At 67.3% G+C, this 19,581-nt stretch carries 15 protein-coding genes; all 15 read left to right on the top strand.

The genetic code is table 11. The annotated features are described in order from the left end of the window. Position 1: 1 nt before the first annotated feature. The 15 genes from PFLCHA0_RS13990 to PFLCHA0_RS13920 all read left to right on the top strand — a co-directional run bounded on the left by PFLCHA0_RS13990 (position 2) and on the right by PFLCHA0_RS13920 (position 19,547). Complete coding sequence (locus PFLCHA0_RS13990) at positions 2-943, top strand: DUF58 domain-containing protein (protein ID WP_011061032.1); 942 nt, start codon at positions 2-4, stop codon at positions 941-943. Then, positions 940-1,434, top strand: a complete 495-nt coding sequence (locus tag PFLCHA0_RS13985; RefSeq protein WP_011061031.1) for a DUF4381 domain-containing protein — start codon at positions 940-942, stop codon at positions 1,432-1,434. The genes PFLCHA0_RS13990 and PFLCHA0_RS13985 overlap by 4 nt, the downstream gene beginning before the upstream one ends. Beyond that, a complete protein-coding gene (locus PFLCHA0_RS13980; RefSeq protein WP_015635422.1) occupies positions 1,427-2,503 on the top strand; it encodes a vWA domain-containing protein in 1,077 nt (358 codons plus the stop codon). Before PFLCHA0_RS13985 ends, PFLCHA0_RS13980 begins: the two co-directional genes overlap by 8 nt. Beyond that, positions 2,500-4,242, top strand: a complete 1,743-nt coding sequence (locus PFLCHA0_RS13975) for a tetratricopeptide repeat protein (protein WP_015635421.1) — start codon at positions 2,500-2,502, stop codon at positions 4,240-4,242. The genes PFLCHA0_RS13980 and PFLCHA0_RS13975 overlap by 4 nt, the downstream gene beginning before the upstream one ends. Further along, positions 4,239-5,873 (top strand): BatD family protein, encoded by a 1,635-nt coding sequence (locus PFLCHA0_RS13970; RefSeq protein WP_015635420.1) that lies wholly within the window; start codon positions 4,239-4,241, stop codon positions 5,871-5,873. The genes PFLCHA0_RS13975 and PFLCHA0_RS13970 overlap by 4 nt, the downstream gene beginning before the upstream one ends. 256 nt (positions 5,874-6,129) lie before the next feature. Beyond that, the gene (locus tag PFLCHA0_RS13965) at positions 6,130-7,374 is read left to right on the top strand and encodes an exonuclease SbcCD subunit D C-terminal domain-containing protein (protein ID WP_041752211.1); all 1,245 of its coding nucleotides are present in this window, start codon (positions 6,130-6,132) and stop codon (positions 7,372-7,374) included. After that, positions 7,371-11,015, top strand: a complete 3,645-nt coding sequence (locus PFLCHA0_RS13960) for an AAA family ATPase (protein ID WP_015635418.1) — start codon at positions 7,371-7,373, stop codon at positions 11,013-11,015. Before PFLCHA0_RS13965 ends, PFLCHA0_RS13960 begins: the two co-directional genes overlap by 4 nt. After that, a complete protein-coding gene (locus tag PFLCHA0_RS13955; RefSeq protein WP_015635417.1) occupies positions 11,012-11,632 on the top strand; it encodes a glutathione S-transferase in 621 nt (206 codons plus the stop codon). The genes PFLCHA0_RS13960 and PFLCHA0_RS13955 overlap by 4 nt, the downstream gene beginning before the upstream one ends. Before the next feature lie 355 nt (positions 11,633-11,987). Continuing rightward, complete coding sequence (locus PFLCHA0_RS13950; protein ID WP_230493595.1) at positions 11,988-13,946, top strand: HAF repeat-containing protein; 1,959 nt, start codon at positions 11,988-11,990, stop codon at positions 13,944-13,946. A 128-nt stretch (positions 13,947-14,074) separates the two neighbouring features. Beyond that, positions 14,075-14,716: a DUF1345 domain-containing protein gene (locus PFLCHA0_RS13945; protein ID WP_041752210.1), complete on the top strand. Its 642-nt coding sequence runs from the start codon at positions 14,075-14,077 to the stop codon at positions 14,714-14,716. Positions 14,717-14,796: 80 nt separating this feature from the next. After that, a complete protein-coding gene (locus PFLCHA0_RS13940) occupies positions 14,797-15,636 on the top strand; it encodes an AraC family transcriptional regulator (RefSeq protein ID WP_015635414.1) in 840 nt (279 codons plus the stop codon). A 50-nt stretch (positions 15,637-15,686) separates the two neighbouring features. Beyond that, positions 15,687-16,298 carry a LysE family translocator gene (locus PFLCHA0_RS13935; RefSeq protein WP_015635413.1) on the top strand — a complete coding sequence of 204 codons (612 nt, stop codon included), beginning with the start codon at positions 15,687-15,689 and terminating at the stop codon, positions 16,296-16,298. Between the two features lie 127 nt (positions 16,299-16,425). Then, the gene (locus PFLCHA0_RS13930; RefSeq protein ID WP_015635412.1) at positions 16,426-17,367 is read left to right on the top strand and encodes a choline ABC transporter substrate-binding protein; all 942 of its coding nucleotides are present in this window, start codon (positions 16,426-16,428) and stop codon (positions 17,365-17,367) included. Between the two features lie 88 nt (positions 17,368-17,455). Next, positions 17,456-18,388, top strand: coding sequence for an alpha/beta hydrolase (locus PFLCHA0_RS13925; protein ID WP_015635411.1), 933 nt, complete (start codon positions 17,456-17,458; stop codon positions 18,386-18,388). Between the two features lie 142 nt (positions 18,389-18,530). Further along, positions 18,531-19,547, top strand: a complete 1,017-nt coding sequence (locus PFLCHA0_RS13920; RefSeq protein ID WP_015635410.1) for a LacI family DNA-binding transcriptional regulator — start codon at positions 18,531-18,533, stop codon at positions 19,545-19,547. Positions 19,548-19,581 lie beyond the last annotated feature (34 nt).

Raw genomic sequence — 19,581 nt, 5'->3', positions numbered from 1 at the left:
CATGACCCAGCCCGTTGCCGAACCCGGCATTCGCATCACCCTCGGCGAGCTGATCGAGATGCGCCATCGCGTGCGCGAGGTGCAGCTGTTCTCCACCCCCAGCCAGCGCAGCCCGCTGATCGGCCTGCACCACTCCAAGCTGCGCGGGCGCGGCGTGGACTTCGACCAGGTGCGGGTCTACCAGGCCGGCGACGACGTGCGCACCATCGACTGGCGGGTTACCGCGCGCACCCAGGAACCGCACACCAAACTGTTCCACGAAGAGCGCGAGCGGCCGATCTTCATCATGGTGGAACAGAGCCGCCAGCTGTTCTTCGGCTCGGGGCTGATGTTCAAGTCGGTGCTCGCCGCCCAGGCCGCGAGCCTGATCGGCTGGGCCGCCCTGGGCCATAACGACCGGGTCGGCGGGCTGGTCTACGGCGACGACGAGCATTACGAGATCAAGCCGCGGCGCAGCAAGCAGAGCCTGTTGCAGTTGCTCAACCGCCTGGTGCGGGTCAACCAGTCGCTGCACAGCGAAGCCCGCCCCCAGCGCGACGCCCTGGGCACCGCGCTGCTGCGCGGGCGCGAAGTCCTGCGCCCCGGCAGCCTGGTGATCGTGATCTGCGACGAACGCGCCCTGAGCGACGCCGCCGAGCAGCAACTGAGCCTGCTGTCGCGCCATTGCGACCTGCTGTTGATGCCCCTTTCCGACCCTCTGGACCACGCCCTGCCCGCCGCCGGCCTGCTGCGCTTTGCCGAACGCGGCGCCCAGCTGGAGCTGGACACCCTGAACTACGACCTGCGCCAGGCCTACCGCGCCATGAGCGAAGCGCGTATCGCCCGCTGGGAACGCCTGGCGCAAAAGCTGCGGGTGCTGCTGATGCCCCTGAGCACCCAGAGCGAGATGGTCGAGCAGCTGCGCGAGTACCTCAACCCGCAGCGCCCCGGAGCCGGCCGATGAGCAGCCTGGAACAACTGCAACCGCTGCTGCCGCCGCCCGCGGTCAGCCTGTGGCCACCAGCCCCGGGCTGGTGGCTGCTGGCGATCCTGCTGCCGCTGCTGGGCCTGGCCCTCTGGCACTGGCGCCACCTGTGGCCGCGCAAGGCCGTGCGCGCCCGCAGCGAGCAGCCCCTGGACCCGGTGCGCCTGGCCGCCCTGGCAGAACTGGCGCTGCTGCCCAAGCCCTATGACGGTGCCCCCGCCGGCGCCTGGCTGCAGGCCTTGAATGCCCTGCTCAAGCGCCTGTGCCGCAACCATTACCCCTACAGCCAGAGCCACACCCTGAACGGGCGCAAATGGCTGGCGTTCCTCGACAACCGTTGCCCGGCCGCCGGCCTGACCCGCTGGATGGTGCTGGTGGAAGGCGCCTACAAGCCCGAGTGCAAGCTCGACGACAAAGCCATCGCCGGCCTGACCCAGGCGGTGGACACCTGGATTCGCAAGCATGTTTGAGTTCGCCTGGCCCTGGGTCTTCGTCCTGCTGCCGCTGCCCTGGCTGCTGCGCCTGGTGCTGCCGGTGGCCGACAGCGGCGAGCCGGCGCTGAAAGTGAGTTTTCTCAGTGACCTGGAAGGCCTGTCCAAGCGCCGGGCCCGCGCCCACCTGCCAGCCTGGCGCCAGCAGGTGCGTTTCATCCTGCTCTGGCTCCTGCTGCTGTTGGCCGCCGCGCGCCCGCAATGGCTGGGCGAACCCTTGCCGGTGGCCGCCAGCGGCCGCGACCTGCTGGTGGCGGTGGACGTTTCCGGTTCCATGGATTTCCCCGACATGCAATGGCAGGACGAGGACGTCAGCCGCCTGAACCTGGTCAAGCACCTGCTGGGGGACTTTCTCGAACACCGCGAAGGCGACCGGGTGGGCCTGATCCTGTTCGGCAGCAAGGCCTACCTGCAGGCGCCCCTGACCTTCGACCGGCACACGGTGCGGGTCTGGCTGGATGAAGCGAAGATCGGCATCGCCGGCAAGAACACCGCCATCGGCGATGCCATCGGCCTGGCCCTCAAGCGCCTGCGCCAGCGCCCGGCCCAGAGCCGGGTGCTGATCCTGGTCACCGACGGCGCCAACAACGGCGGCGAGATCGCCCCCATCACCGCCGCCCGGCTGGCCGCCGAGGAAGGAGTGAAGATCTACCCCATCGGCATCGGCGCCGACCCGGAACAGAGCGCCACCCTCGGCGTGCTGGGCATCAACCCGAGCCTGGACCTGGACGAACCGGCCCTCAAGGAGCTGGCGCAAGTCACGGGCGGGCGCTACTTCCGCGCCCGGGACGGCCAGGAGCTGCAAGCGATCAAGCAAACCCTCGATCAACTGGAACCGGTGGCCCAGCAACCGACCCAGGCACGCCCGGCCCAGGCCCTGTACCACTGGCCCCTGGCCACGGCGTTGCTGCTCAGCGTGCTGCTGGTGCTGCGCGAGCGCTGGCCGCAGAACCCGCTGCAACGCTTCTTCACCCAGTCGAACTTCCTGCTGCCTGCCCATGACTGGCGCCAGCGGCTCAAGCGCCTGCGCTTGCGGAGGCGTCGATGATCAGCCTCTGGCCCCATTGGTTCCGCCCCGGCTGGTTGCTGGTGCTGCCCCTGCTGGCGCTGCTGCTGTGGAAGCTCTGGCACCGGCAGAAACGCGCCGGGCGCTGGCAGATGATCCTGCCCCCGGCCTTTCACGCCGCCCTGCTCAGCGGCGGCAATGGCCGCGAAAGCAAGCTGCCCTGGGTGGCCTTGGGCCTGGCCTGGCTGCTGGCAGTGCTGGCCCTGCTGGGCCCCAGCTGGCAGCGGGTGGAACAGACCAGCCAGAAACCCGCCGACCCGCTGGTGGTGCTGCTGGAGCTGACCCCACAGATGCTCGCCAACGACGTGCCGCCCGATCGCCTGGAGCAGGCCCGGCACAAGCTGCTGGACCTGTTGCAACTGCGCAGCGACGCGCAGACCGCCATCGTGGTCTACGCCGGCAGCGCCCACACCCTGGTGCCGCTGTCCGATGACCTGGCCACCAGCCGCAACCTGCTGGACGCCCTCAAGCCGTCGATCATGCCCCAGGCCGGCCAGCGCGCCGACCTGGCCCTGCTCAAGGCCCTGAAGCTGCTGGACCAGGGGGCCCTGGGCCAGGGCCGGGTGCTGCTGATGGCCTCCTCCCTCAACGAAGAGGAACGCCAGGGCATCCGCCAGGCGCTCAAGGGCGACGCCCCGCAGTTGCTGATGCTCGGCTTCGGCAGCCGCGACGGCGCCCCGGTGGCCCAGGAAGACGGCAGCTACCTCAAGGACGACCAGGGCGCGATCCTGGTATCGCGCCTGGACAGCCCGGACCTCAAGCACTTCATCGGCGACGTGGGTGGGCGCTACCGCCAGGCGCGCCTGGACGACAGCGACCTGCGCGGCCTGGGCCTGCTGGGCGGCCCGCAAGGCCTGCGCAGCGACGGCCAGACCCTGCGCCTGGATACCTGGGCCGACCAGGGCTACTGGCTGCTGCTGCCGCTGTTGCTGCTGGCCGCCTGCGCCGGGCGCCGGGGCTGGCTGTTCTGCCTGCCCCTGCTGCTGTTCGCCGTGCCACAACCGAGCTACGCCTTCGACTTCAATGACCTGTGGCTGCGCCCCGACCAGCAGGGCCAGCGGCTTCTGCAACAGCAGCGCCCGGCGGAGGCCGCGCGGCATTTTCAGGACCCGCAATGGCAAGGCGTGGCCTTGTACGAAGCCGGCAACTACACTGCCGCCGCCGAGCGTTTCGCCGAGGGCAACGACGCCCTCGCCCACTACAATCGCGGTAACGCCCTGGCCCGCAGCGGCGAGCTGGAAGCCGCCATCGACGCCTACGAGCAGGCCCTGGAACGCCAGCCGGACCTGCAACCGGCGTTGCAGAACAAGGCCCTGGTGGAGAGCCTGCTGCAACAGCAACAGGCCCAGGCGCAAACACCGCCACCGGCGAAGAAGCCGGACACCCCCGAAGGCGACGACACCCGCCCGGGCCCCAGCGGCGCGGCCACCCAGCCACCACCGGGCAGCAATGGCCCGCAGGCCCCTGCACAGACGCCGGCCAACGAAGGTGACACGCCGCCGGATCCACAGGCCGCCGGCCACAGTGAAGTGCCCGGCAGCGAGCTGGACGACCAGCACACCACCACCCCGCTGCGCCCGGTGGAGGACAGCCTGGACGCTGAACACCAGCAGGCGCTGGAACAATGGCTGCGTAAGATCCCCGACGACCCGGGTGAATTGCTCAGGCGCAAATTCTGGTACGAACAGCAACAACATCAGGATCAGGGAAAAACTCGATGACCCGCTGCACCGCCCTACTGCTTGCCCTCGCGTTCTGCACTGGCCAGTCCCAGGCTGCCGGCCTGCTCGCCAGCCTGGACCGCAGCCAGGTCAATTCCGGGGAAACCGTCGAGCTGACCCTGGAGTCCACCGATGTCACCCAGTTCGGCAAGCCGGACCTGGCGCCCCTGGAGGCACAATTCGAGGTGCGTGGCACACGCCAGGTCAACCAGCTCAACGGCCTGGGGGACAACCACGCCAGTACCCGCTGGATCGTCACCCTGCTGCCGCGCCATACCGGCACCCTGGAAATCGCCCCGCTGCAACTGGGCAGCCTGCAGAGCCAGCCCCTGAGCCTGCAGGTCAACACCAGCCCGGCCCAGGACCAGAACGCCCGCCTGGAACCGGTGTTCATCGAAGCCGAGCTCGACCAGCCCAGCGTCTATGTCCAGGCCCAGGCCCTGCTGACCCTGCACATCTACCACTCGGTGCCGCTGTTCGACGACAGCAGCCTGAGCCCGCTGCTGCTGAGCGACACCCGGGTGGAACAGCTGGGCGAGCCGCGTACCTACGAAAAGCTCATCAATGGCGTGCGCCACGGGGTGATCGAGATGCGCTACGCGCTCTATCCCCAGCGCAGCGGGCCGTTGCAGATTCCGGCGCTGACCTTCAGCGCCACCCTGGCCAACCCGGACCCGGGCCAGGAAACCAGCTCGCAGACGCCCCGGGCCGGCAAGCTGATCCACGTCAGCTCCAGTGACATCAGCCTGCAGGTCAAGGCCAAGCCCGCCACCTACCCGGCCGACGCGCCCTGGCTGCCGGCCCGCAGCCTGAGCCTGAGCGAAAGCTGGAACCCGGAGCCCGAGCACCCTCAGGTCGGAGACTCCCTGACCCGCAGCCTGACCCTGCGCGCCGAAGGCCTGTCCAGCGCCCAGCTGCCGCCGCTGCCCCTGGCCGACGTCAATGGCCTGCGCAGCTACCCGGACCAGCCGCAGTTGAGCAACCAGCACGTTGAACAGGGCCTTCTGGGCATTCGCGAAGATCGCCAGGCGCTGGTGCCCACCCGCCCCGGCAACGTCGAACTGCCCGCCATTGAAGTGACCTGGTGGAACACTGTCGAAGACCGCCTGGAAAGCACCAGCCTGCCGGCGCGGGCCCTGCAGGTGGCGAACAACCCGAGCCTGGTGGTGGACACCCCGGCAGGCAACGCCCCGGCCGGGCCCGACAGCGGCAACCTGTGGCTGTGGCAACTGAGCACCCTGCTGCTGGCTTGCACCACCCTGCTGGGCTTCGGCCTGTGGTGGCGCGCCCGCTGGCAGCCGGCGGTGCTGCGCGCCACCCAGACCGGCCCCAGCCCGCGCTCGCTGCTGGACGACCTCAAGCGTGCCTGCCAGGCCAACGACCCCCAGGCCACCCGCCAGGCCCTGGACGCCTGGGCCCGACAGCAGCCCGAAACCCTGGCCGAAATGGCCGCGCGCTTCGTGCCGCTGTCCGACGCCCTGGACGGCCTCAACGGCGCGCTCTACAGCGAGACCGGCCAGTACTGGCAGGGCGAGGAACTGTGGCGAGCGATACGCGCCATCCCGATCGACGAACGGGTCCAGGACCCGGTGACGGACACCACCAGCCTGCCGCCGCTGTACCCCAAGTAACAGCAGCCGCGCAGCCCCCTGCCACGTAGGAGCTGGCTTGCCGGCGAAGAGGCCCGTAAGTCATGCAGCGCCCGGGCGGGCCCTTTCGCTGGCAAGCCAGCTCCTACAGCCACCTACCTGGAGCCAAGCCGTTGGGCCAATCTCGCCTGCATTTACCGCAGCGCCGGGCATGAACACGCATTTGCCAGTAAACTCTCTGCCCTTTCGCCGCGGTCACCCTTATGTGCGGCCAAGCCTTTTGCATGCGGAGCCTGCCTTGCGTCTGTTTCACACCTCCGACTGGCACCTGGGCCAGAACCTCCACGGCCAGGAACGCGACTTCGAACACGCCTGTTTCCTGGAGTGGCTGCTGCGCCAGCTCAAGCACGAACAGCCCGATGTGCTGCTGATCGCCGGCGATATCTTCGACACCGTCAACCCGCCGGTCAGCGCCCAGGAGCGGCTCTACGACTTCATCGTCAGCGCCCACGAGCAGCAGCCGGCCCTGACCGTCGTGATGATCGCCGGCAATCACGACTCCGGCTCGCGCATCGAGCTGCCGGCGCCCTTGATGCGCCGCCTGCGCACCCACGCCCTGGGCCGGGTGCTGTGGCTGGACGACGGCCAGTTGGACGCCGAGCGCCTGCTGCTACCGCTGCCCGACGCCGGCGGCCAGGTCGCCGCCTGGTGCCTGGCCCTGCCGTTCCTGCGGCCGGCGGAAGTCACCGGCCGCCAGCTGGGCGACGACTACCTCAAGGGCATTGCCCAGGTCCACGAATGGCTGATCGCCGCGGCCAACGCCAAGCGCCAGCCGGGCCAGGCCCTGGTCGCCGTCAGCCATGCGCACATGGCCGGCGGTTCGGTCTCGGAAGATTCCGAACGCAGCCTGATCATCGGCAACGCCGAGGCCCTGCCCGCCAGTCTGTTCGGCCCGGACATCAGCTACGTGGCCCTGGGCCACCTGCACAAGCCGCAGAAGGTCAACGGCGAGGAGCGCATCCGCTACAGCGGCTCGCCGATCCCGCTGTCGTTTTCCGAGATCGGCTATCAGCACCAGATCCTCGACGTGCGCCTGGACGGCGAGACCCTGGTCAGCGTCGAACCGCGGCTGATTCCCCGCGCGGTGAACCTGCAACGCCTGGGCCCGGCGCCCCTGGGGGAACTCCTGACCCAGCTCGGCGAGCTGCCGGACATCGACCTCTTGGCCGAAGAACAGCGCCAGCCCTGGCTGGAAGTGCGGGTGCGCCTGGACGAGCCCCAGCCGGACCTGCGCCAGCAAGTGGAAAGCGCCCTGCAAGGCAAGGCCGTGCGCCTGGTGCGGATCGCCGCCGAATACGCCGGCAAGGGCGCAGGTGACGGTGAAGAGGCCAGTGCCGAGCTGATCGAGCTGGACCAGCTGACCCCCGAAGAACTGTTCCGCCGCGCCTGGCGCGACGCTTACGCCAACGAGGTGGACGAAGCCACCCTCAAGGATTTCGCCCTGCTGTTGCAGGACGTCCAGCAAGAAGGTGAACAGCCATGAAGATCCTGGCCATCCGCCTGAAGAACCTGGCCTCCCTGGCCGGCCCCTTCGAGATCGACTTCACCGCCGAGCCCCTGGCCAGCGCCGGGCTGTTCGCCATTACCGGGCCCACCGGCGCCGGCAAGAGCACCCTGCTGGATGCCCTGTGCCTGGCGCTGTTCGGCGCGGTGCCGCGGCTGAACAACATCGGCCGCGAGACCAAGGTCCCCGAGGTCGACAGCGAGATCCTCACCAGCGACCCGCGCACCCTGCTGCGCCGCGGCACCGGCAGCGGCTATGCCGAGGTGGATTTTGTCGGCATCGACGGCCGTCGCTACCGCGCCCGCTGGGAAACCAACCGCGCCCGCGACAAAGCCACCGGCAAGCTGCAAGGCAGCCGGCAGAACCTCACCGACCTTGACAGCGAACAGCTGCTGAGCAACCAGAGCAAGAGCGAATACAAGCAACTGATCGAGGCCCGCCTGGGGCTCAACTTCGAACAGTTCACCCGGGCGGTGATGCTGGCCCAGAGCGAGTTCAGCGCCTTTCTCAAGGCCGACGACAAGGAACGCAGCGAGCTGCTGGAAAAGCTCACCAACACTGCGGTCTACAGCCAGTTGGGGCGCCGCGCCTACAGCAAGAGCAAGGAGGCCGAAGACGCCCACAAGGAGCTCAAGGCCCAGGCCAGCGGCATCAGCCCGCTGGAGCCCGAAGCCCGGGCCGAGCTTGAACAGCAGTTGAGCCAGGCCCAGCAACAGCTCAAGGAGCAACAGGCCCAGCTCAGGCAGTTGGAAGCCCAGCACGTCTGGCTCAAGGAACTACGCCAGTGGCAGGAAGCCCGGCAGAGCGCCGCCGAACAACTGCAAGCGGCCGAACAGGACGCCCAGGCCCTGGCCCCGGAGCGCCTGCGCCTGCAACGCCTGGAACAACTGGCGCCGCAGCGGCACCAGTTCCTGCGCCAGGCAGAGCTGGGCGCCAGCCTGCTGCCGTTGCGCCAGCAGATCCAGCAGCAGGTCGAACAGCAAGGCGCCCTGCAACAACAGCAGGAACGCCTGCAACAGCAACTGCAGGACGCCGGCACGGCCCTGTCCCAGGCCCAGGAACAGCACAGCACCAGCGCCCCGTTGCTGCGCGAAGCCTTTGCCGAACAGGCCAACCTGGAGCGACTGGGGCAGAGCCTGGCCCAGGCCGAGGCCCAACGCAGCCGCGCCGAGCAGGCCAGCACCGAGGGCCAGCAAGGCATCCAGCAACTGCTGGAAAAACAGCGCCTGGTGGGCGAACGCCTGGAGCGGATCGCCGGGCAACTGGCCCACAGCGTCGCCCTCGCCCCCTTGAGCGACGCCTGGAACGCCTACCGCGAACGCCTGCAACAGCTGATGCTGATCGGCAATCGCCTGCACCAGGGCCAGGCCGAACTGCCGGCCCTGGAACAGCGCGCCAGCAGCGCCGCCCAGCAACTGAGCGAGCAACGCACGCAGCTCGAACTGCTCTACAGCGAAGCCGGGGCCGAGCCCCAGGCGGTGGCCGAGCAGATCCAGTTGCTCGGCACCCTGCTCCAGGACAACCGCAAGCAGCAGCGCGCCGTCGAAGAGCTGGCCCGGCTCTGGGCCCAGCAACGCGAACTGGACCAGCGCGGCCAGGCCCTGCAGGACAGGCAGCAGGCGGTGGCCGCCCAGCGCGAGGAGCTGAACAAGGTCGGCCTGCAGGCCAAGGCCGAGCTGGTGGTGGCCGAGCAGACCCTGAGCGTCACCCAGGCCCTGCTGGAGCGCCAGCGGCTGGCCCGCAGCGCCAGCGTCGAGGAATTGCGCGGGCAATTGCAGAGCGACCAGCCGTGCCCGGTGTGCGGCAGCGTCGAGCACCCCTACCACCAGCCTGAAGCCTTGCTGCAGAGCCTCGGACGCCACGACGAGAACGAGGAAGCCAGCGCCCGCAAGACGGTGGACAGCCTCAAGGAACAGCTCAACGAACTGCGGGCCCAGGTCCAGGGGCTGATCGCCCAGCAGAAGGAATTCCTCCAGCAGCAGGAACAGCTGGCGAGCCAGCAGCAGGCCCTGGCCCCGAGCCTGCAAGCCCACCCCTTGAGCGCCAGCCTCCTGGATCAGGACCCGCCCAAGCGCGACGCCTGGCTGCAACAGCAACTCGACCAGCTGCAGCAGAGCATCACCCAGGACGAAAACCGCCAGGGCGCCCTGCTGACCCTGCAAAAAGATGCCGCGCGCCTGCAAAACCAGCTGCAGGCGGCAATCGACGCCAGCCAGCAGGCCGCCCAGCACCTGGACAAGCAACAGCAGCAACTGAACGCCGACCGCCAGCGCCTGGACGAGGAACTGGCCAGCTTCAGCCACTTGCTGCCGGCAGAGGTCCTCGACGGCCTGCGCCGCGACCCGGCCAGCACCTTCATGCAGCTCGACCAGCAGGTGCTGCAACGCATCGAGCAACTGCGCGAGCAGCAGGAAGAGGCCGAAGAACAGCAACAGCGCCAGCTGACCCTGGAAAAGGAACAGGACCGCCAGTTGACCCGCCAGCAGCAACTGGCCGAGGCCCAACAGCAGTTCGACACCCTGCACCAGCAGCAACAGGCCTGCCAGCACAGGCTCGCCGAACTGCTGGGCCAGCAACCCAGCGCCGAGCACTGGCAGCAGCACCTGGAGCAAGCCGTGGACCAGGCCCGCAGCGCCCAGGCCCTGGCCCAGCAACAGCAGCAGGCACTGCACCAGCAAGCGATCGAGTTGGGCGCCGAGCTCAAGGCCCGGGAAGAACGCCTGCAAGCCCTGGAAAGCGAACAACAGCAGCTGGCCGCCAGCATCGAGCAGTGGCGCGCCGGGCACCCGGAACTGGATGACGCCGGCCTGCAACAGTTGCTGGAGCTGGACGAAGAACAGGTGCAGCAACTGCGCCAGCGCCTGCAAGACAACGACAAGGCCATCGAGCAGGCCAAGGTCCTGCTGCAGGAACGCCAGCAGCGCCTGGAACAGCATCAGGCCCAGCACAACGGCAACCTGGAGACCGAGCAACTGGCCCAGGCCCTGGAACAGCTGCAGCAACAGGCCCAGGCCAGCGAACAACAGGTGGCGGACCTGCGTGCACGGCAAAGCGAGGACCAGCGCCGCCAGGCCGCCAACCAGGCCCTCAACCAACGCCTTGAACAGGCCTACGCCCAGTGGCAGCGCTGGGCCCGGCTCAGCGCCCTGATCGGCTCGGCCGAAGGCGACAAGTTCCGCAAGATCGCCCAGGCCTACAACCTCGACCTGCTGGTGCACCACGCCAATGCCCAACTGCGCCAACTGGTGCGCCGCTACCGCCTCAAGCGCGGTGGCAGCATGCTCGGCCTGCTGGTGCTGGACACCGAAATGGGCGACGAACTGCGCTCGGTGCACTCGCTGTCCGGCGGCGAAACCTTCCTGGTGTCCCTGGCCCTGGCCCTGGGGCTGGCCTCCATGGCTTCCAGCACCCTGAAGATCGAATCGCTGTTCATCGACGAAGGCTTCGGCAGCCTCGACCCCGAGTCCCTGCAACTGGCCATGGATGCCCTCGACGGCCTGCAGGCCCAGGGCCGCAAGGTGGCGGTGATCTCCCACGTACAGGAAATGCACGAACGGATTCCGGTACAGATCAAGGTCAGCCGCCAGGGCAATGGCCTGAGCACCCTGGAGGTGAAATGAGCACGCTGCAAACGCCGGGGGCGACCCTCTACTCCTTCCGCCGCTGCCCCTACGCCATGCGTGCGCGGCTGGCCCTGCGCTATGCCGGGGTGCCAATGCGGATTGTCGAAGTCAGCCTCAAGGCCAAGCCGGCCGAGATGCTCGCGCTGTCGGCCAAGGGTACGGTGCCGGTGCTGGCACTGGAGGATCGGGTGATCGATGAAAGCCTGGAGATCATGCACTGGGCCCTGGCCCAGCATGACCCCGAGGATTGGCGGCTCACGGCGGACCCGACGGCCCAGGCGCAGATGGCGGCGCTGATTGCCGAGAATGACCAGGTGTTCAAGGTGCACCTCAATCGCTACAAGTACGCCGAGCGCTACCCCGAGGCGCCCATGGAGCACTACCGGGCCCAGGGCGAGGCGTTTCTGGCGCGCCTCGATAGCCTGTTGCAGCAGCGCCGCTATCTGCTGGCGGCGCATCCGAGCCTGGCGGACATGGCGCTGCTGCCGTTTGTTCGCCAGTTTGCCCATGTGGACCGGGAGTGGTTTGCCCAGACGCCTTATCGCTCCTTGCAGGAGTGGTTGCAGGAGCAACTCGCATCAGAGTTGTTCCTGGCAGTCATGGCCAAACAATAACTTTCACAAGATGCGCGCATCGGCAGCCTCAAATAGATTGAGCTGCCGAAATAACCGGCTTTCAGAATTTTCCTAAAGACTTCATCCGCAACTAATAACTAAACTAATTCGACACACAAAGTTCATATCCAACACAGCAATTAGTTAAACACCCAGTTACTACCCGCATGTAAGCAAGACAACTTCGACTCACGCCATCGCGCCCCGCCCGGCCCCAAACCCCAAGCCATCCGGGCATCACGCCCTCATCACTGCGTAAACCAAGCCTTTACCTCGGCAGTAGCCTGCTCGCCCATAAAAAACTTCCATTACTCAGGCCGCTGTAATCATTTCCTTTATCGCCAGGTTCATTACATTGAAATCGCCTTTTGCAACAGCCGCATTAACACTGATCTATGGAATGATTTATTCAGCACAGTCTTGTGCCGACCTTACTATCGACCTGAGTTCTTTGGGCGCTGATGGTTCGGTAGCCTATGGCGTATCGGCTGACGGCCATTTCATCGTCGGCACTGCGTTCGCGAACGGCAATCAATATGCGTTCAAGTACAGCGATGCGACCGGCATGGTCAATCTGGGCACACTGGGTGGCGTTCAATCCTACGCCAAGGCCGCATCCGCTGATGGCAAGGTGGTCGTGGGGTTCGCCGGCGTCTCCAGTAACAACCCTCACGCCTTCAAGCACACCGACGCCACCGGCATGATCGACCTGGGCACCTTGGGAGGACTTACCTCACAGGCTACGGGCGTGTCCGCTGACGGCTCCGTTGTCGTAGGCGATTCGACTACCACCAATGGCGACTATCGTGCGTTCAAGCACACCGATGCGATGGGCATGATCGATCTGGGCACCCTGGATGCGGGCAACAGCGGCTACTCCTTTGCCACCGCCGTGTCCGCGGACGGCAGCATCGTCGTGGGATACGCTGATATCGATGCCAGCACAGACACGCAACACGCCTTCAAGCACACCGACGCGAACGGCATGATCGATCTGGGCACCCTGGGAGGGCAGACCTCACAGGCATTCGGCATCTCTGCTGACGGCCATGTTGTCGTGGGAATGGCCCAGACAGCTATAGGCGGCACTCAAGCGTTCAAGCACACTGACGCTGCCGGCATGGTCGGCCTGGACTCCTGGGGTGGCGATTCCTTCGCTTATGGCACTTCCTCCGACGGTAGCGTCATCGTAGGTGTAGCCGCGACGGCCACTGGCTATGTCCATGCATTCCGGCACACCGATGCCAGCGGCATGGTCGACCTGGGCACCCTGGGCGGTGAAACGTCAGCGGCGACCGGCGTCTCCGCTGACGGCAATGTTGTCGTGGGCCTCAGCCTTACGGGTGAAGGAGCCATGCACGCCGCGCTATGGAAAATCACCGAAACAGGCTCCCACCTTGTCGACCTGGACAACACCCGCACCGCCATGGCCAAGAACGCCGATCGGGCCTGGGGGATGCTCGATTTGCGCAGCGAACAGCTGGCTCGATTGATGAGCCAGGAATGCCAGATCGACAGTGGCTCGTTCTGTATCGGTGTGGGCCCAAGCTACAGCCGCAACAGCGTGGCCAGGCAGACCAGCATGAGCCTGACCCTGGGGGTTCGTCCCACCGAGCATCTGCGCCTTGGCGTCACCCTGGATCAGGACCTCGATCGGCAACTGCCGGACAACTACGCCAAGGCAGGGTCGGCAGCACCGGCGGTCGCCCTCTTCGCCGCCGTTGATGAAACAGGCCACGGGCTGGGTTGGCAGGGCCGTGTGGCCGCAGCCTATGTGTCTTCCAAGGTCGACATTACACGCGAACAACTGGCTTACACCGAGGCCGGCCAAGGACGTTCGAGCCTGCGCGGCAAGTCCTTGAGCATCGAAGGCGCCTACGGCGTGATGCTCAATGCAATGACCCTGACGCCGTATCTGGGCCTCAGCCAGACTCAGGTCAGCCGCCAGGGCTATCGTGAAAACAGCGGCGCGGTGTTTGCGGCCAGCTACGCGAAAATGGGCCGCACGACCACCAGCCTGAACCTCGGTGTACGGGGCGCCAAAAAGCTCACCCGGCAGCTGGAACTCAGTGCCAACCTGGAGCTGACCCAGGACCTGCGCAACAAGCGCGATGCCTTTCAAGCCCAAATGGAGTACCTGGGGCGCTACACCTACCAGGCCGGAAAACAGCACGACGCTCGCCTGGGGGCCGGCACGGGAGTGAGCTATGCCCTGAACGAACACAGCGCCGTGCATACGGGCGTGTTCTGGGCGCAGCAGCCAGGTGGCAGTGATGTGACCGGTATTCAGACAGCCTTCACTTACCAGTTCTGATAGCAGCCTGCCCCGCCGGCCTGAGTTCGAGGCCGGCCGGGGATGCGGGTGCACGTTCGCCATTGGGCGGCCCCGGGAGCCAGGCGCCATGCTAAGGTTTGGCCACTTCCACTCTCGCGAAAATGCCCATGTCCGTCGTCATCCGCACCCACCCCCGCTTGACCATCGGCGTCCTGATCGGCTGCGCCATTGGTCTGCTCGCTCCTGCCCAGACCCTGACCGGCAAGATCCTCATTGGCTGGAACGCCGCTGTCTGGAGCTACCTGGCACTGATGTTCTGGCTCACCGTTCGGGCTCGCGCCGATGAGGTCAGGCGTATCGCCGAAGCCGAGGATGAAAACGCCGGCCTGGTGCTGTTGATCGTCTGTGTGGCGGCCATTGCCAGCCTGGTGGCGATCACCCTGGAGCTGGTGGGCAGCAAGGACCTGGACAGCACCCAGCGCCTGGTCCACTACGGCTTCACCGGGCTGACGGTGATCGGCTCGTGGCTGCTGGTGGGGGTGATCTTCAGCCTGCACTACGCGCGCCTGTACTACACCTGGGACGGCAAGGAACCGGCGCTGCGCTTTGCCGAAGGCCCGACCAACCCGGACTACTGGGACTTCCTGTATTTCTCCTTCACCATCGGCGTGGCGGTGCAAACCTCGGACGTCGGCGTGGCCACCCGCGAGCTGCGCAAGATCGTCCTCGCCCAGTCGCTGATCGGTTTTCTGTTCAACACCGCAATCCTCGGTTTCTCGATCAATATCGCCGCCGGGCTGTTCAGTTGAGGCTGCACAAAACTTCTAGACCCCAGCCCTGGCACCGGCGTTAACTGCCAGGGTTGCCGCCACGCCCCACGGACCGCCCCATGACCACGCCCAACTGGATCGACCTGGCCCAGGATGCCGACACCGGCATTGAGACCCTGCGGGCCCACTTCACCGGCCACGCCTATGACCCGCACTGGCACGACAGCTACCTGGTGGGCGTCACCGAGCAAGGGGTGCAGCAGTTCAACTGCCGCCGGGCCCGGCACCAGAGCACACCGGGCAAGGTGTTCCTGCTGGAACCGGGGGAGATCCACGACGGCGAGGCCCCCACCGAGGGCGGCTTTACCTACCGCATGCTGTACCTCGACCCGCAGTGGCTGGAGCGCGAACTGGGGGCGCTGTTCGCCGAGGCGCCGGCCAATGCCCAACTGGCATTCGGCAGTACCCTGGCCAGCGATCCGCGCCTGGCCCGGGCCACCAGCGCGGCCTTTCACAGCCTGCACCATGGCGAGTTGCGCATCGTCCGCCAGAGCGCCCTGGACCAGTTGCTGGAACAACTGACCGGGCACTTGCACTGGCGCCGGCGCTACGCCCAGGACCCGCGCCTGCCGCTGGTGGCGCAACGGGCCCGGGACTACCTGCATGCGCACCTGGCCCAGGACCTGAGCCTGGAAGCCCTGAGCCAGGCCTGCGGGGTCGACCGCTTTCGCCTCAGCCGCGCCTTCAAGGCCGCCTTCGGCCTGCCACCCCATGCCTACCTGGTGCAACTGCGCCTGAGCCGGGCACGCCGCCTGCTGGCCGGAGGCGCAGCGCCGGCCGAGGTCGCCACGGCCCTGGGCTTTGCCGACCAGAGCCACCTGGGGCGCTGGTTCATGCGTGCCTACGGGCTGAGCCCGGCGTTGTATCGCAAGCGCTGCACAAAGCTTCCAGACGCCTGAAAGCAACTGGGCCAGGATCAACTGCCGATCACTTCCCAAAGTTGCCCGCCATGCCCCTGTCTCTCTCGACCCTGCTGCCCTTTGTGCTGTTTGCCTTTGTCGCCTCCATCACCCCGGGGCCGACCAATATCCTGGTGCTGAACAACAGCGCCCGCCATGGCCTGCGGGCGGCGCCGCCGATCATCCTCGGCGCAGCGCTGGCCGCGGCCGGGATCGTGCTGCTGGTGGGCGCCGGCCTGGGCGACTGGCTCGCCGGCAGGCCCAAGGTGCAGCAGGCCATGCAGTGGCTCGGGCTGCTGTGGCTCAGCTACCTGGCCTGGCAGATCTGGCAGGCCCCGGCCAGCGCCCTGGATGCCAGTGCCGGGCAGCCGCGCCGCCTGGGGTTGGCCGGCGCCGCCGCGTTGCAACTGGTGAACCCCAAGACCTGGATGATGGCCCTGGCGGTGGTCAGCGTGTTCGCCGGTACCGAGGCCGACCGACAGTGGCGGGCGCTGTGGCTGTCCCTGGTGTTTTTCCTCATCGCCCTGCCGTGCCTGGGCGCCTGGGCACTGCTGGGGGCCGGTTCGGCGCGCTGGCTACGCTCGCCCCAGGCGCTGAAGGCATTCAATCGGGGCATGGCCCTGCTGTTGCTGGCATCCACCTGGATGAGCCTGTGGGCCTGAGGTCGCCACAGTGCAACGGGCGGTCGCTCCAGTGCCTTTGGCTCGGCACCGGGGCGCTGTAGGGTGGCGCACACGGCGCAACAAGACGCCGCCCCGAACAAAAACCACTGCCCCACGAGAGCCTCCGATGAAAACACCGTTCAAGCGTTGTTTCCTGGCCTGTTGCGCCAGCGCCCTGCTGAGTGCCCCGACCTGGGCCGCCGAGCCCGCCGCCTGCAAGACCGTGCGCATGGGCGTGGTCAACTGGACCGACGTGATTGCCACCAGCGCCATGGCCGACGTGCTGCTCGGCGGCCTGGGCTACGACAGCAAGCAGACCAGCGCGGTGCAGCAGATCATCTTCGCCGGCATTCGCGACCGGCGCCTGGACATCTTCCTCGGCTACTGGAAACCGGCCATGGACCAGAACATCGCGCCCTTCCTGGCCGCCGGGCAGGTCAGGGTCATGGCCCAGCCCAGCCTGGCCGATGCCCAGGCGACCCTGGCAGTGCCGGACTACGTGGCGCAAGCGGGCCTGAAGACCTTCGCCGACATCGCCCGCTTCAAGGAGCAGCTGGGGGGCAAGATCTACGGCATCGAACCCGGCAGCGGCGCCAATACCACGATCAAGACCATGATCGACACCGACCATTTCGGCCTCAAGGGCTTCAAGCTGATCGAGTCCGGCGAGGCCGGGATGCTGGCGGCAGTGCAGCGGGCGATCAACCGCAAGGAGTTCGTGGTGTTCGTCGGCTGGACCCCGCACCCGATGAACATCAACCTTCCCATCACCTACCTCACCGGCAGCGAAGACGTGTACGGGCCCAACGAAGGCGCGGCCACGGTGTCCACGGTGACCGCCCCGGACTATGCCGAGCGCTGCCCCAACGTCGACCGGCTGCTGAAGAACCTGAGCTTCACCGCAGCCCAGGAAAGCCAGCTGATGGTGCCCATCATGCAGCGCCAATCGCCCCAGGAGGTGGCCCGGCAATGGTTGCGCGAGCATCCCGAGGACCTGCAGCGCTGGCTGGCGGGGGTGACCACCTTCGACGGCCGCGATGGCGTGGCAGCGGTCAAAGCGAGCCTGTAGCCACCCTCTGCAGGAACCGGCTTGCCGGCGTAGGCGGTCTCACGGGCCTCTTCGCCGGCAAGCCGGCTCCCACACTCCAGGACTGTCCATGAACCATTACCCGCTTTCTGCCGAGCTGACGGCCTTTGTCCAGCGAACCCTGAGCTACACCAGCGTCGACAGCAGCTTCCAGGGCCTGCGCGACAGCTACGAGCGCATGTGCCGGGCCTTCACCCCGCCTCGCCCGGCCGGGCTGGCGGTACAGGAGCTGCAACTTTCCGGGGTGCCACTGCGCCTGTATCACCCCGAGCGCCCCGCTGCGCCTTCGGGCTGGCCCTGGCTGTTGTACCTGCACGGCGGCGGCTGGGTGCTGGGGGGCCTGGACTCCCACGAGTTCATCACCGCCCGCTTGGCCAGCGAGCTGGGAATACTGGTGATCGCCGTGGACTACCGGCTGGCCCCGGAGCACCCGTTCCCCGCCGCCTTCGACGATTGCCTGGGGGTCTGGCGGGCCCTGGAACAAGGGCTGCTGCCCCTGCCACTGGACCCGCAGCGCCGGGTGCTGATGGGCGACAGCGCCGGCGGCAACCTGGCGGCGGCGCTGTGCCTGGCCCTGCGCGATGCCGGCGAACCCGGGCCGGCGGCCCAGGTGCTGCTCTACCCCGGCCTGGGTGGCGCCGCCAACCTGCCCTCGCGCAGCCAGTGCGCCGACGCGCCCTTGCTCAGCAGCAGCGACCTGGACTGTTTCCAGGCCCTGTACCTGCCCGGCCCGCAGCAGCGCTCGGCCTATGCCCGGCCGCTACTGGCGCAACAGTTCGCCGGCCTGCCCGCGGCCTTTATCGCCCTGGCACAGTTCGACCCGCTGCGCGATGACGGCGAGCGTTATCACCAGCACTTGCTCGCAGCCGGTGGGCAAAGCCAGCTGTACCCGGGCCTGGGGCTGGTGCACGGCTGCCTGCGTGCCAGGGGCCTGGCCCCTGAAGTGGATGCCCTGTACAGCGCCCTGCTGGCCTACCTGGAACAGCACCTGGGCCGCCCCTGAACGCGACCGTTGGTCAGCCACCGACCTGCGTGGATGCTATTTCCTGCCTCTGCACTATTGACGGCCGAAGCGCTTTTGCGGTTTCCTGAAACCGGTTTCAGCGCAACTGGAACCCATAATTCCAAAAACAAGGTCGTCGCCCGTGAATCAGTTTTCCGCCGCCCAGCGCAGCCGCGTCACCATGCTCGATGTCGCCCGCCGCGCCGGGGTCTCCAAGGCCAGCGTGTCGCGCTTTATCGGCGAGGACCGGGCCCTGCTCTCCGATGCCATTGCCCTGCGCATCGATCAGGCCATCAGCGAACTGGGCTACCGCCCGAACCAGATGGCCCGCGGCCTCAAGCGCGGGCGCACCCGCCTGATCGGCATGCTGGTGGCCGATATCCGCAACCCCTATTCGATTGCCGTGATGCATGGCGTGGAAACCGCCTGCCGCCAGCACGGCTATAGCCTGGTGGTGTGCAACACCGACCGCGACGACGAACAGGAAGCCCGGCACCTGGCCAACCTGCGGGCCTACAACATCGAAGGCCTGATCGTGAACACCCTGGGCCACCACCTGGAACAGTTGCAGCAATTGCAGGAAGAGATGCCCATGGTCCTGGTGGACCGCAAGCTCTCGCAGTTGCAGGCCGACCTGGTGGGCCTGGACAACCCGGCGGCGGTGCGCAGCGCCCTCGACCACCTGCAACAGCAGGGTTATCGCGACCTGCTGCTGGTCAGCGAACCCCATGACGGCACCAGCTCGCGGCTGGAGCGCAGCGCCAGTTTCCAGGCCGAGATCGAGCGCCGTCCGGCCTTGCGCGGCCAACTGCTGGAAACCGGCAGCCACCTGACCAGCCAGTTGCAAGCCTTTCTCTCCGCCCCCGGCCCCGGGCCCAAGGCGCTGTTCTGCGCCAACGGCGTGGCGACCCTGGCCGCCACCCGCGCCCTGCGTGAGCTGGAGTGCCCGCTGTTCGAAGGCGTGGGCCTGATCGCCCTCGACGACCTGGACTGGTACCCCCTGGTGGGCAATGGCATCACGGCCCTGGCCCAGCCCACCGAAGCCATAGGCACCAGTGCCTTCGAATGCCTGCTCAAGCGCCTGCGGGGCGGCGATGCCCCGGCGCGAGTGGTGGATTTTCCGGCGCAGTTGATCGTGCGCGGCTCCACCCGGTTGTAACAGTGGGGGCAAAGCCCACCACTTTTTTCTCGAA

Origin of the sequence: Pseudomonas protegens CHA0, assembly GCF_000397205.1 — a bacterium.
Classification (GTDB): Bacteria; Pseudomonadota; Gammaproteobacteria; order Pseudomonadales; family Pseudomonadaceae; genus Aquipseudomonas; species Aquipseudomonas protegens.
The sequence above is the reverse complement of the archived record's forward strand: the minus strand, read 5'-3'. Positions and strand labels throughout refer to the sequence as shown.